11 protein-coding genes are annotated in these 14510 nt (G+C 53.9%); 8 read left to right on the top strand and 3 right to left on the bottom strand.

The window, feature by feature from the left end:
• The first annotated feature begins 152 nt into the window (after nt 1–152).
• The 8 genes from TX82_RS15400 to TX82_RS12485 all read left to right on the top strand — a co-directional run bounded on the left by TX82_RS15400 (nt 153) and on the right by TX82_RS12485 (nt 12031).
• Entirely contained in the window at nt 153–1520 is a 1368-nt protein-coding gene (locus TX82_RS15400) for an N-acetylmuramoyl-L-alanine amidase (RefSeq protein ID WP_005011395.1), read from the top strand.
• Nucleotides 1521–1529: 9 nt separating this feature from the next.
• Nucleotides 1530–2861 carry a ribosome biogenesis GTPase Der gene (der, locus tag TX82_RS12515; protein ID WP_005011394.1) on the top strand — a complete coding sequence of 444 codons (1332 nt, stop codon included), beginning with the start codon at nt 1530–1532 and terminating at the stop codon, nt 2859–2861.
• Nucleotides 2862–2871: 10 nt separating this feature from the next.
• The gene (locus tag TX82_RS12510) at nt 2872–5289 is read left to right on the top strand and encodes a cyclic nucleotide-binding domain-containing protein (RefSeq protein ID WP_005011392.1); all 2418 of its coding nucleotides are present in this window, start codon (nt 2872–2874) and stop codon (nt 5287–5289) included.
• Between the two features lie 124 nt (nt 5290–5413).
• Nucleotides 5414–7504 (top strand): elongation factor G, encoded by a 2091-nt coding sequence (fusA, locus tag TX82_RS12505; protein ID WP_005011391.1) that lies wholly within the window; start codon nt 5414–5416, stop codon nt 7502–7504.
• Nucleotides 7505–7559: 55 nt separating this feature from the next.
• On the top strand, nt 7560–7859 hold the full coding sequence (locus TX82_RS12500) for an integration host factor subunit alpha (RefSeq protein ID WP_042252625.1): 300 nt from the start codon (nt 7560–7562) through the stop codon (nt 7857–7859).
• On the top strand, nt 7840–8196 hold the full coding sequence (locus TX82_RS12495) for a MerR family transcriptional regulator (protein WP_005011389.1): 357 nt from the start codon (nt 7840–7842) through the stop codon (nt 8194–8196). The genes TX82_RS12500 and TX82_RS12495 overlap by 20 nt, the downstream gene beginning before the upstream one ends.
• A 40-nt stretch (nt 8197–8236) precedes the next feature.
• Nucleotides 8237–10342, top strand: coding sequence for a TonB-dependent receptor family protein (locus TX82_RS12490; RefSeq protein ID WP_222823018.1), 2106 nt, complete (start codon nt 8237–8239; stop codon nt 10340–10342).
• A gap of 54 nt (nt 10343–10396) precedes the next feature.
• Nucleotides 10397–12031, top strand: coding sequence for a hypothetical protein (locus TX82_RS12485; protein ID WP_005011387.1), 1635 nt, complete (start codon nt 10397–10399; stop codon nt 12029–12031).
• Here the strand turns inward: TX82_RS12485 and TX82_RS12480 are convergent.
• From TX82_RS12480 to TX82_RS16860, 3 genes are all read right to left on the bottom strand, one after another.
• Entirely contained in the window at nt 12024–12446 is a 423-nt protein-coding gene (locus TX82_RS12480; RefSeq protein ID WP_005011386.1) for an Lcl domain-containing protein, read from the bottom strand. The two genes, TX82_RS12485 and TX82_RS12480, sit on opposite strands and share 8 nt — an antisense overlap.
• A 24-nt stretch (nt 12447–12470) precedes the next feature.
• Entirely contained in the window at nt 12471–13835 is a 1365-nt protein-coding gene (locus TX82_RS12475; RefSeq protein ID WP_244875034.1) for an aldehyde dehydrogenase family protein, read from the bottom strand.
• A gap of 155 nt (nt 13836–13990) precedes the next feature.
• The gene (locus TX82_RS16860; protein WP_244875033.1) at nt 13991–14419 is read right to left on the bottom strand and encodes a sensor histidine kinase; all 429 of its coding nucleotides are present in this window, start codon (nt 14417–14419) and stop codon (nt 13991–13993) included.
• Nucleotides 14420–14510 lie beyond the last annotated feature (91 nt).

The following is a 14510-nucleotide window of genomic DNA, read 5'->3' as shown; positions in this document are numbered from 1 at the left end:
AAATCCGCAAGTTATAGCCTTGACCCGTTTTACCGATGGTGGTATAGTCAAAACGTCAATAAATTGAAGGGTTTAAATGACACCCTTCAGCGGTAGGATCTTTCCGGCACCTAGTGCCATCATCAACCCCTCTGCGAGTGGGAATACAGGCCATGGCAAGGCAAACCTTTGTGATGGGGAGACTTGGAAAAGTTCTCCAGATTGCGGCGGTGGTGTGCCTCATGATCGTGTGGTTACCCGGCCCGGCGCTGTCCAAACCCAGCGCCGCTTCGCCCGCCAACAGTCTTTACGACAACGCCAAGAAAGCCTATTACCAGTTGCTGGAAAACGCCCAGCGGGTACCCAACCGGGACGATTGGGTTTCTGTCATTCGCCTGTTTGAAAAGGTGCTGGTCACATACCCGCAGACCGAACTGGCTTACAAGGCCGCGTTCACAGTCGGTCGCCTGTATCAAAAGCTGGGTAAAAAGCTGGATTCCGAATCCGATCTCAGGGAGGCGGGTCGGTACTACTCCCTGTTGCTCAAGGAGTATCCTGAAGGCCACTTGAATGACGACAGCCTGTTTCATCTTGCCGATCTTGATATGTACCGGAAGGATTACCAAGGTGCCCGGGAACGCCTGCAAAGCCTCCTGAAGATGTACCCGGAAGGCGACAGGGTGGAGGCTTCGCGCAAGGAATTGAAGCGGCTGGTGCGTTTGCTCACCAAGGCTCCGACAACGGAAAAAACTCCCAATGACCCGGTCGAAGTCAGCAACAAGGACTCACTCACCCCCGAAAAACCGGAAAACCTGGTCCCGGCGCTCGAAACGGTCGAGACGGAAAAGAACAAGCATGTGCCCCTGGTGGTGGTCGATGCCGGACATGGGGGTAAGGATCATGGCGCCATCGGCCATCATGGCTTGAAGGAAAAAGAGGTCAACCTCAATATTTCAAAAGAGGTTGCGGCGATCCTGACCAAGCGTTACAAGTTTCGCGTGGTGCTGACTCGTGACGACGACCGTTTCATCGAGCTTGCGGACCGGGGTAAGATTGCCAACCAGAAAAACGCGGACCTGTTTGTCTCGATTCACGCCAACGCCGCACCGCACAAGGCTGCCCAAGGGATCGAAACCTACTACCTGGGGAGCGGCTCTACAGAGCAGGCGCGGGAAACCGCTGCCCGTGAAAACGGCAACCTGATTTATTCCGTTGCCGACGACGAAGTCCAGCAGATCCTCGCGAGCCTCATCAGTACTACCAAGATCAACGATTCCTCCAGGCTGGCATCCAAGGTGCAGAAAATTCTTCACGGCAACATGGTTAAACGCTACCGGGATGTGCATGATCTCGGTGTGAAGGAAGGTCCCTTTTTCGTCCTTCATGACACCAACATGCCCAGTATTCTGGTGGAGGTGGGATTTGTCACCAACCAGAGAGAAGAAAAAAGGCTGGGATCGAAAGCCTATCAGAAGGCACTGGCAGAAGCCATCGCTCATGGCATCTACGAGTTTCTGAAAGAAAAAGCCCCTTCCATTTAAGAGGCGACCATGCTCCCCCACGTCGCCATCGTCGGTCGTGCCAACGTCGGCAAATCCACCCTCTTCAACCGCATCACCCGTAGTCGGTCCGCAATTGTGTATGATATGCCGGGGGTCACCCGTGACCGCATGTACAGTCAGGCCGAGTGGAACGGAAAGTCGTTTATGGTGATAGATACCGGCGGGATCGACCTGGCCGGGGACAACTCCATCGAGTTGCAGGTTCGGGAGCAGGGAGAACTGGCGATTCGGGAAGCCGACGTCATTATCTTTGTGGTGGACGGTCAGCAGGGGGTTTTACCGCAGGATCAGGAAGTGGTCGAACTCCTGCGACGATCGGGAAAACCATTGTTTCTTGCGGTCAATAAAATCGACGATCCCGTGCATGAGGTTAGAATCACCGATTTTTATGAACTGGGTGTAAGATTCACCATTCCGATTTCATCCGAGCATGATATAGGTATTTCCGATTTAATGGATAGGGTGACCGAAAAAATGGCCCTTCCCGTGGAAGAACCGGATATCGAATCTTCAGAAACGGGTGCCATCCGGGTGGCGATCGTGGGCAAACCCAACGCAGGAAAGTCTTCTATTATCAATAGACTTTTGAACTCCGACCGCTGCATCGTATCCGAAATACCCGGTACCACACGCGACACGGTGGATCTTCCTCTTGAGTACGAGGGAAATTCTTTTGTTTTAATGGATACGGCGGGCATTCGACGCAAGGGAAAAACCAGAAAAGTCGTTGAAAAATTTAGCGTAATAATGGCATTGAAAGCACTCGAACGGTGCGATGTGGCTGTGCTGGTGATCGATGGCGCGGAGGGGGTTTCGGAACAGGATGCGACCATTGCGGGTTACGCATTTGAGCGTGGAAAGGCTCTTTTGCTGGCTGTAAACAAGTGGGACCTGGTGATGGAGAAGGAGCTTGAAAAGGACGAGATTGAGACCCGTGTTAGATTGAAATTGAAATTTGTCGAATTTGCTCCTATGATAAAAGTGTCGGCTAAAAGCGGATTCGGAATTCCTAACTTTTTTGGGCAGGTGCGGACGGTCTTTGATGAGTTCTCCCGAAAAATTCCTACGGGACGTCTCAATGACTGTATTCAAAGGGCAATCCAGAAAAACCCAATGAGCACGTACAGGGGTAAATTTCTCAAAATTTATTACGCCACGCAGGTACGCAGTTGCCCACCGACGTTTGAATGCTTTGTCAATTTCCCGGAAGGCGTTCACTTTTCTTACCAGCGTTACCTGATCAACAGCCTGAGAAAGGCTTTCGGCTTCTCGGGAACCCCGGTGCGAATGTTGTTTTCGTCCCGTCACCAGGATGAGTAGGGTCTGTAGAATGAGTTTTACCGTACAAAAGGGCTACAATTTTCGTATCCTCGAAACGGATGATTTCGGCCGTATCTGCTTCGGCTGCCCGCCGGGGGTGGTAAAAGATTTTTCCCAGCGCGAAGAAAGCCTGCCTTCCAAGTATGTTCTTCCGCTGCGTACATTTGTGAATGGTACCAATCGCTTCGATTTCGAATTCATCCTTTACACCTACCTGTTCATAAAACCTGGAAGGCAGAAGGTTTCCATTTTCTGCACCGAGGACCAGAAGAACCGCTTCAAGGCAATTTTTGAAGAAACCCTCTTCGGCCCGAATTTTTACAACCTGCTTAAGGCGGAATTCCACAGGTTTGGCAGGGTGCACCGGTTCTCAGGCGAGGAAAAGGAATACTTCCTCCGGTTCATCGAAAAGCTTTCCAGGAATAAAAAACTGTGGAACACATTTGAAAGCCAGCTTGCCAAGCACGTCCCCGATAAGGACATGCACGCGCGTCTGGCCGACATCATAGGCACCCTGCTGGAAAACGAACGCTGGCTGGCCTCCAAGAAAATCAAAAATATGGAGCAGGCATTTGCCCAGCACTACGCGCGCTGCGCCCAGTTGAAAATTGAAATGGAGTTGTTCGCTCTGGCCAAGGAAGAAGACCGCGAGGCGTTTCTTGAAAACGTGGCGGACTTCCATGTATTCGACAGTACGGGTGTGGTGGAAGTGAAGGGAGATGTGGACAAGCGCAAAAAACTCAAAATCCACCAGGTTCGCCCCTCGGAGTTTGAGGTGTACCAGAACAACATCCTGCGGTGCCGGTTCGATATCGTCAACCTGGACCGTCACTCCGTTCCGACCCGAATTGAAAGAGCTGAAAAACCCTTCATGGGGGTGACATTTCTCGGTGTGGGTTCCGGTTTCACCCATAAGCGTCACAACAGTTGCATGATTGCCTGGTCGGAGGGAAAGGGCATCATGGTCGATGCCTTCAGCGACAACGACCGCGCCATCGTGCAGAACGGAATCTCCGGGGAAGATGTGCCTTACATGTTCCTGACGCACATTCATTCCGACCACGATGCGGGATTCATCGAAAAAATTCTTTCCGGACAGCGTCTCAAGGTTCTGAGCAGCCGCATTATTTTTGAAAGTTTTCTGCGGAAGATCCAGGCGGTCACCCTGTTTCCGGCCGAAGTGCTGGAAAACCTGGTGGACTTCATCGAACTCGAGCCTTACAAAAAGACCAAGCTTTCCGGTTTCAAGCGCACATTCATCGAATTCGATTACGCGTTTCACTCCATCCCCACCGGTCGCTTCAAATTGATCTACAAGGATGAAAATGGCAAAACCCGGACCATCGCCCATTCCGGCGACACCAAATACGATCGGGATCTGGTGAACTCCTGGTATGAGCATGGCCACCTGTCCCCGGACCGGCGGGAGCAGATTCTTGGATTCCTTTGGGATGCGGACCTCATCATGCATGATGTGGGAGGCGGTCCCATCCACACCGATTTTGAATCGCTCCTGCACCTGGATCCGGAGTTCGCGCGTAAAGTGATATTGGTTCACCACGACAGGGAACCCCCGGAACATCCCTACATGCGCTCCGCACACGAGGGCCAGACCGAGGTGCTGATCAAGGGACAGACGATTCCGGTCAAACCCAAGGTGGAGGACCTCAAGCATGCAGGTCTGTTTCGCAACACACCGGAAAAGGAACTGGAAGACATCATCCAGCATTCGCAGGTATTGGAATTCCAGGCGAACGACGTGGTGTTTGCCAAAGGGGATGTAGGCGATTCCTTTTATATCATCCTGGATGGGTTTGCGGAGATCATCCTGAACAAGCGAAAATCCATCATCTATGAAAAAGGCATGTTTTTCGGCGAACTTGCCATTTCCACCGAAAACCCGCGCCGCCGGGCAACGGTGAAGGCCATGTCCCGGTTGATCTTGGTCCAGGTACCAAAAGAATACTACTCCCGGGTCAAGATGCCGAAGATCACTGACGATTTCTACAAACTCGGCAACTTCTTCAACAGTTCAATCCGGCCAGGCCTGGTGGCTTCGCTGGGTGAAGGGGACCTGGTGCAGTGGAGCAAGAATGAAAAGATATTTGAAAAGGGCATGCGCAAGGGAGATGTGTTTGTCATCCTTTCCGGACAGGTCCAGATTCCCACCGAAAGAAACGGGGAGTCCGAAGGCGTGTTTCTTTCCAGCGGTGATGTCCTGGGTGAAATCACCTCGCAGGAACGTTCCATTCAAAAACTCCTTTGTGGCACGGATATGCCTAAAACTTCCAATGCCTTGGCGGCGAGCGAGCGGGTTTCCGCCGTGCGCCTCAAATCCCAGCAGTTGAGTAAAATCTTCAAATCCTATCCCTCCTTCTTTGGCACGGTTTATCAGCGCATGAAAAAACTGCAAACTGTGCTATGCTAAGACCCTTGAAAGCTTAAGGGACAGTCTCTAAAATAGCCGCAAACTCGCGTTCATTGCAGGATTGGGTTCCGCCTGAGTCCTGGTGGAAGCCCGTGCTCCAGCAGATGATGATAAGGGGGGAGCTATGAAGCCGTACAGTCCTGAAAACATCCGCAATGTTGGATTCATCGGGCATGGAGGGGCAGGCAAGACTTCCATCCTTGAAAGCATTCTTTACCTCACCGGCGTTTCCGACAGGCTGGGCAAAGTCGGCGACAATTCCTCGGTCATGGACTTCGATCCCGACGAAGTCAAACGCGGGCACTCCATCAGCGCCTCGCTTTCCTTCTGCGAATACCAGAAACACAAACTGAACCTGCTGGACACTCCGGGTTCCAACAATTTTGTCACCGACACACCGGGTTGCATCCGCGTGGTCGACGGAGTCGTGGTGGTCCTTTCCGCCGAGGCGGGGGTGCAGTATTACACTGAAAAAACCTGGCAATGGGCGGATCAGCAGGGCCTCCAGAAAATAATCTTCATCAACAAAATGGACAGCGACAAAGCCAACCTCAAAGCCGCCCTGGATGGCGCCAAGAAAAAATTCAAGATCAATCCCATGCTCTTACAGGTCCCGGTCGGCTCGGGAAGTTCCTTTGAGGGTGTGGTTGATTTGATTGAAAACAAATATTACAAATACGAAAAAGGCGGCAAAGGAGTGGGCGAAGCCACGGAGGTGCCCGCGGAGCTGGCGGACGAGGTGGAAACCAGCCGCGCGGAGCTGGTCGAGGTGGTAGCGGAGGCTGACGACGATCTCATCGAGACATATTTGGAAAAGGGGGAGCTGTCGGACGAGGAATTTCACACCGGGCTGCAGGTGGGAATCCAGAAGGGACAGCTTGTACCGGTACTCCTGGGAGCGGGGGCGATGGGTATCGGTACCGACCGCCTGCTGGATGCCATGCTCGAATACCTGCCCTCGCCGGACAAGCGTCCCCCAATGAAAGCACGGGCCCTGAAGGACGACAAGGAAGTGGAAGTGAAACCCGACCCCGGGGGGGGCCTGGCGGCACTGGTGTTCAAAACCATCGTCGACCCCTACGCGGGCAAACTGACCCTGTTCCGTGTGTATTCCGGGACGCTGAAGGGGGACAGCAGTGTACACAATGCCACGCAGGGAAATTCGGAAAAATTGAGCCAGCTCCTGACCCTTCAGGGGAAGAAACAGGTGCCGGTGACGGAGGTGCCTGCGGGGGACATCGCGGTTGTGGCCAAGCTGAAATCGACCACCACCAACGACACCCTAACCCTTGCCGATGCCGGTGTGAAGTTCGAGCCCATTGAGTTCCCCAAGCCGGTTCTGGCGCGGGCCATGATACCCAAGACACGCGCCGATGAGGAAAAAATCAGCAATGCCCTGGCACGGCTGGTGGAGGAGGACCCCGCTCTCAATGTCGAGCGGGATCCGCAGACGCACCAGCTGCTGGTTTCAGGTCTGGGGCAGGAGCACCTGGATGTGGTCATTGAGCGCCTCAAGCGCCGTTTCAGCGTGGACGTGGACACGAAACCTCCCAAAGTGCCCTACCGGGAAACCATTCGCGGAAAAACAAAGGTGCAGGGCAAACACAAGAAACAAAGCGGTGGACGGGGCCAGTTCGGTGACTGCTGGCTGGAGATCATGCCATTGCCGCGTGGGCGCGGATTCGAATTCGAAAATAAAATCGTCGGCGGTGCCATCCCGAAAACTTATATCCCGGCCGTGGAAAAGGGAGTGCAGGAGGCGATGGAGCACGGGACGGTGGCCAATTACCCCATGGTTGATGTGAAGGTCGTCCTCTACGACGGGTCCTACCATGATGTTGACTCGTCGGAAATGGCGTTTAAAATTGCCGGGTCGATCGGTTTCAAAAAAGGCGTCAAGGACTGCAAACCGATCCTGCTGGAACCCATCATGACCATGGAGGTCAACGTGCCCAGTGAGTGCGTGGGTGACGTGATGGGGGACCTCAATTCCAAACGTGGAAAAATTCTGGGTGTGGATGCGAGCGACGAAGATCAGACAATCCGCGCACACGTGCCGATGGCGTCTATCCTCAATTATGCCCCGGAATTGCGCGCGTTGACAGGGGGCCGCGGGGTGTTTGTGATGGAGTTTGATCATTATGACGTGGTACCGGAACACCTGACTGCCAAAATCGTGGAAGAAACCCGGGCGGAAGCGGAAGCTTCCCATTGATGTTCACCTGAATCATACCGAGGCCCCTTTGCCCAACTCTCCCGAAATCGGAACCGTGGTCAAGGCCGACCTGGTCGAAAAGGTTTATGACAAGGTCGGCTTCACCCGTAAAGAGGCCGCTCAGGCGGTCGAGGTGGTGTTCGAAGAAATCAAAAACGCGTTGGTCCGTGGTGAGGACGTCCGCATTGTTGGTTTTGCCAGTTTCAATCTGCGCGACAAGAAAGCCCGCAAAGCGAGAAACCCCAGCACCGGAGAGCCCATCGTCATTCAACCCCGGCGGGTCCTTTCTTTCAAGCCCAGTAAACAATTATTGCAATCCACCAACCGTGAATCTGATGAGTCTAAAACTCCCTGATAAACTTTTTTTCAAGATTGGCGAGGTTGCAGAAATCGCTGGTGTCGAGCAGCATGTTCTGCGCTATTGGGAAGACGAGTTCGAAGAATTGAAACCGGATAAAAACCGCTCCGGCCAGCGCCTGTACCAGAAAAAAGATATTGAGCGCATCCTCGAAATCAAACAACTCCTCTACCATGACAAGTACACCATTGCGGGGGCGAAGCAGCGGCTCAAACATCGCCGTAAGGGGGCTTCCCAACTCGATTTCGGGTTCGACCGCAGTGCTTTCGTCGATCTCAAGAACCGAATTCAGCAAGAGTTGGAATCGCTTCTCGAAATACTTGAAAAAAAATAAACATTCCGCGGTTGGAAGGGGCCACGGGGAATTTTGGATCGTGGCCGTCAATTTATCCCTTCCTTCCACCAGCCTGATTGTTCTGGGAACCGGCTTTGTTATTACCGCGATGCTGTGCCTTGCTTCCTTGGGATGGGGGCAGGAGGTGCCTGAGGAATCTTCCGAAATGGTCGTTCTCCAACCGATTGAAGTCACTGCCACGCGTACGAAAAAATCCCCCGACGACATCCCCAACAGCCTGCGCCTGATCGATCGTGGTGCCTGGCAAAATCATCAACCAGGTGCAACCTTGGAGGAGTTTGGGGTGGGCGCGCCCGGTGTGTTTTTCCAGAACCGATTCAATTTCGCTCAGGATTTGCGCATCGCCATCCGCGGTTTCGGTGCTCGGTCGCCGTTCGGCGTTCGAGGAATCCAGGTTCGTGTGGACGGAATCCCGCAGACCCTTCCCGACGGGCAGACCCAGTTGGATTCCATCGACACATCTCTCATCCAGAGAATGGAGGTTCTTCGGGGACCTTCGGCTTCCCTGTTCGGCAATGCCTCCGGAGGCATGATCTCCATGACCACACGCGAACCCCAATCTAACGGACTGGAACTGGCCCCGCGTCAGGTTTTCGGTTCGTTCGGGTACTCCAAAACAGAGATGTGGGCCGGCAGGCGGGAAGCTGATTTTGATTACGGGGTGTTCGCATCGCGGCTGGGTCAGACCGGCTGGCGCCGTCACAGCAGGATGGAGAACCTGTTTGCTCAGTTAAAGGTCAACCTGTATGGAGGGTCGGATTCTGACTGGATGGTGCTTTTCCGCAAATTTTACTCGCCGCTCACGGAAGACCCCGGCGGGTTGACCCTTCAGCAGGCTGAGGCCAATCCCCGTCAGGGCGCTCCGCGCAACTTGTTGTTCAACGCCGGAGAGGAGGTGGACCAAGAACAACTGGCCGTGCGCTACCGAAAATTGCCCACAGCGCAGGACGAATGGACCGTCACCGCACATCTGCTTCGCCGCGATTTTGAAAACCGCCTCCCTTTCACCTCCGGGGGGCGTGTGCGGTTCGATCGCTGGGTGGGTGGATTGGCCGTGCAATGGCAAAACGACCGAAAGGTTGCGGACCGGGCCAACCGTTTTTTGGCCGGGATCGATTACGGCATCCAGAACGATGACCGCCAGCGGTTTGATAACAACAATGGCAGGCAAGGGGCACTGACTTTTGACCAGGTTGAGCGCGTCCAGAGCGTTGGACCGTTTTTCCGCAATGAATGGAAGATGTCGGAGAAATGGGACATCGTGGTTGGTGGGCGCTGGGACTGGTTGCACTATCGTGTGGACGATAAATTTGGGGGCGACGGCGACCAGTCCGGTTCCCAGACCCTTTCCCAGGGGAGTGGGACTGCGGGTGTGGTGTATCACTTGGCTGACCGGCACCAGGTTTACGCCAATGTGGCTTCCGTGTTTGAAGCGCCGACCACCACGGAACTCATCAACAATCCGTCCGGTGCAGGTGGTTTCAATCCCAACCTCCAGTCGCAGACCTCCCTCAGCCAGGAGTTGGGTCTGCGCGGCAAGCCCGCAGACTGGGAGTATGAGGTGGCGGTGTTTTACATCCGTTCGTGGGACGAGATCACACCATTCGAACTACCTGCGTTTCCCGGCCGGACGTTTTTCCGGAACGCCGGGAAGTCCCGGCGCCTGGGACTGGAGACGCGGTTGGCGACGCCGATGTGGCACGGTCTTCAGGCAGAAGCGGCTTATACGTATTCGGATTTCGAGTTTGAGGAGTTCGTGGCCAACAATGTCAGCCTGGAGGGCAAGACCTTTCCCGGCGTCCCCGTACACCACTGGGAAGGGCGGGTCAGTTATACTCATCCATCCGGAACCTTCGGCCAGGTCCGGGTGCAAAGGGTCGGGCGGGTTTTCGCCGACAACGCAAACACCTCTTCGAACGCCGGTTACAGTCTGGGTCAACTGCTGTTGGGATGGGAAGGGAAGTGGGAGTGTATTGAGGCCTCCCTGTTTGCCGGGGTCAATAATCTGTTCGACGACCGCTACAATGCAAACGTCCGCATCAACGCCGCCTTCGGTCGATTTTTCGAACCCGGCCCGCCGATCAACGTGTTTGGGGGTCTGCGACTCCGTATTCTCCCGTTTTAAAACGCGATTTTAATCTGCTTGTATTGCCGAACCTGCCTCAGGTAAACTGAGTGCATGAGATGCCTTCCTCCCACCGGGATAATCAAATTGCTGGCGGCGTTTCTGTTCACCTGCCTCCTCACACTGCCTGTCTGGGCCAGCCACTTGGATTCGGAGGGGGGCGAACCAACCCGAAAACGGCCCCTCTACGAATTCAAAGGCGATTATCGCGGCGAGATCAATGAACTGAAGGAAAAGTTCCAGTCCGCTTTTGGGTATGTGCTGATGGACCTGGACCGCGGCTGGACGTCGGATGAAATTCGAAAACTCCATGAAGCCTTTGACCTGTTACCGGATATTTTTCACCGGATTCCCGGCCTGAAGGGTTTTTACCGTGTCAATCAGCTGCAGGCCGGAAAGCAGGCGATGGTTCCGGGAGAGGTGTTCGCTGCCACGTTCCCTCCATTGACCACCATTTACCGTCAGGCCGCGAAACATCATCTGGTGATGGTTGCGGATGAACAGCCGCGGATCGAGTTTTATAACGACCTGTTTTACCTGGACAAGAAAGTGTTTCAAAACATTGTCCATCATGAAATGGGGCATATCTTTGATCTTTTTCACGAATTTCCCAGCCTTCAGCCAGACTGGCTGACGCTTGCGGGATTCCGCATCCACAACATGCCCGCACTGGATGCCAAACCGGGAAGCGATTTCATTTATACTCTGCTGAACGATCCCGACACCATTCGTTACGCGCCCGTGTCCGACCTCCAGCATCCCATCCATTCCCGCGAAAACGCGATGGAGGATTTCGCCAATTCCGTGGCCGGGTATATCCATTACCCGTATTTTCGTTACACCAATCCCGGGCGTTACCGCTTCATGAAGGAAAAGGTATTTCTTGGTAAGGAATATTTTTCGGAACGGCCAGGTTCTTATGCGGAATTGATCGAAGGGGATTTTCAGAAGGCTGTCGATAAGGAAGACTGGCAGGGGGTATTGGATATTCTGCAGGAAGCGGCGAGGACCATCCACCCCGAAGCGGATCAAAAATTAATGCAAGTATTGAAAAAAGCACTGGAAACACCCCGCCCTCGCGACGTCGATCACAAGCTGGTGGCAGCAAGTTGTTTCCTTCAATCGCCCGATGCCCTGGTTCTTCGACAGGAGATGTGGGCTGATCAGCGCATCGAACCGGAAACTATCCTCAAGTTTCCACGTTGCGGCGGCATGCAGAAAAAAATATTCCAGGAGCAGTTGTCGAAAACGCCTGTGATGAACCTCTACTTTTACCTGGAGGACAAGGAAGCTTGGATTCAGTTTCTGGATCCAACCCTTTTGGTGGCGCAGGCGCGGGGATTTGAGACCTCATACAAATGGAGGCTGTTGCTCGCTCAGGGACGCCAATGGCGGCTTGCGGCAAGCGGCCAGACGGAATACATGACGGATCCCGACGGTTCGGTTCGGGTCAGCCTTAAAAAATCGACCTTGCGCGGTCCGGACTTTCAGTTTCCCACCGAGCGGATGGCGCGGATTGAAGTGTGGGCCGAGCGCAAGCATCCGAAGTTTCCGAAGGTTTTTTCATCCGAGGTGAATACAATCCAGGTAGTGGCAAAACCGTGGTTCGATTATTTCGGCCCCACCCCGCCCAGTACCCATGTGGTCTATCCGCCCCTTGTGGGCAAGTATGTGGAGCCCGTCAGGTAAGGTTCCTGCAAAGCCGAACAGCCATGTTCAGGTTGGCATATTGCGACGGCCATACCTTCACCCCATCCTCGTACTGGACAACAAGCGCGGCTGATTCCTTTACGTCTTCCGTCCATGTGACTCCGGCGGACCCGGGCTCGAAAACGGCGTCGAGGTAGATGTCGTCGCCGTACTTGTCTTTGTTTGTTTTGTCCAATTCCAGCAGGCTGAAGGCCTCGTCTTCGTAAGGAAACCGCCAGTCGTCAAAGCCCCCGAATTTTTCAAGATTCACAATTTGCATGTATTCGTGGCCGCGAAACCAGTTCTGCCACTTTTTCGTGTCCTGAAACGAATCGGTTTTTTTCCACATCAGCTGAAGTTTGTTGTCGGTGATGGTACCGTTTCCATTGTCAACGAAGCGGGCCTGCTCGGTCATTTTGGATACTTTCAGTAATTAAATTTAAAGGTATTTGTTCATCACCAGGAGTTTGATTTCCGTCATTTCCTCAATGGTGTACTTGATGCCTTCACGTCCGAAACCCGAATCTTTCACGCCGCCATACGGCATGTTGTCCACGCGGAAGGTGGGCACGTCGTTGAGCACGACCCCTCCGACATGGAGTTGATTGAAGGCACGCATGGAGAGGTCCAGGTGATTGGTGAATACCCCCGCCTGCAACCCAAAATCCGAATCGTTGATGGTATCGAGGGCTTCCTGAAAGTCCCTGTAGGGCTCGACTACAAGAAGTGGGCCAAATGCCTCTTCGCAAACGACCTTCTTGTCGCGCTTGACGTTGGTGAGGATGGTCGGATCAAAGAAGGCGCCATCGCGCTTGCCACCGGTGACCAGTTTTGCTCCGTCATCCAATGCCTCTTTCACCCAGGATTCAATGCGCTCGGAGTTGCCGGTATCGATCATGGGCCCGAAAGTGGTGGATTCGTCTAGCGGGTCGCCTTTTTTCAGTTTTTGGGTTTCGGAAGCCAGTTTGTCGATGAAGGAGTCGAACACCGATTCATGGACGTAGGTACGTTGAACGGATATGCATACCTGTCCTGAAAACGAGAAGGCGCCGAAGCAGACTCGTTTGGCTGCGAAATCGAGATCGGCATCCGGTTCGACAATAACTCCGGCGTTTCCGCCCAGTTCCAGGATGACGCGCTTTTTGCCTGCACGCTTTTTGATGTCCCAACCAATGGGAGGACTCCCGGTGAAGGAAACGAGTTGCAGGCGCGGGTCTTCAACCAGCGCGGTGGCGTCCCGGCTTTTGCACGGGACCACACTGAATACACCTTCCGGCGCATCGGTATCGAGAATCACTTCACCCAGCAACAGGGCTGTGAGCGGGGTGGATGAGGCTGGTTTCAGTACAATGGGATTGCCCACTGCCAGTGCCGGGGCCACTTTGTGCGACACCAGGTTGAGAGGGAAATTGAATGGCGATATGCCGGAAATGGCTCCCAAGGGAAAACGCCGGGTGATGCCGGTTTTATCTTTCGCTGGCTCGGTGACATCCAGGTTCAACACCTCGCCATGAATCCGGGTTGCCTCTTCCGCTGCAATACGAAATGTGGAGATGGAACGGTCTACTTCGGCACGGGAGTAAACCAGCGGTTTTCCGGACTCCATCGCAAGGGTCCGGGAAAATTCTTCTTTGCGTTTTTCGATGCCTTCCGCCACCTGATTGCAGATGTTCCTGCGCATGTATGACGGGAGATTGCGGGTGGTCTGGAAGGTTTCAACGGCCAGCCCGATGGCCCGATCGATTTCCTGGGGGGTGGCCAACGAAACATCCGCAATGACTTCCTGGGTATATGGATTGGTCACGGGAACCGTTTCCACGGCCCCGGTCCATTTTTTACCTATTAAAAATCATGTTTTTGGTCATGGTTTTCCATCCTGATGATCAATGGCTATGATTCTATATTCTATTAAAAATTCCGGATTTTGGAAAGATGTGTAAATCCGTTGTGGAAAAGGGCTCAGGCAGGGGGAGCGGTGCGGGGCAGGGCGGGTTCCCGCGATCCCGGGGAGGCGGCCTGGGTGGAAGTGTCCGGCAGTTCGATTATGAAAACCGTGCCCTTCGGGTTGTTGTCGGCCACCTGAATGCTTCCGTTATGTTCGTTTATGATGCGCGTGACGATGGCTAGGCCCAAACCGGTGCCACGTTTTTTGGTGGTGAAATGGGGCAAGAACAACTTGTCGCGGTCGGACGGGTTGATACCCTTGCCGTCATCCGAAAAATGAACCTGGATTGTGCCGGACCGTTTGTCCTTTCGCGTGGCGATCCGCAGGGTGCCGCCGGTATCAATGGCGTCCAGCGCGTTGTCAAAAAGGTTAATAAATACGCGACGGATCTGCTCCGGGTCGATGTTGAGAAGCGAAATTCCCGGATCAAATTCCTTGGCCACGTGTGGTTTTTTGTATGGGTTTTGTACAGTTTGTGAACGTCGTCGATAATCTGGTGGATGGATGCCGGACGGGGTCGGGGAGTGGGCATAC

It is taken from the genome of Nitrospina gracilis 3/211 (genome assembly GCF_000341545.2).
GTDB lineage: Bacteria > Nitrospinota > Nitrospinia > Nitrospinales > Nitrospinaceae > Nitrospina > Nitrospina gracilis.
The sequence above is the reverse complement of the archived record's forward strand: the minus strand, read 5'-3'. Positions and strand labels throughout refer to the sequence as shown.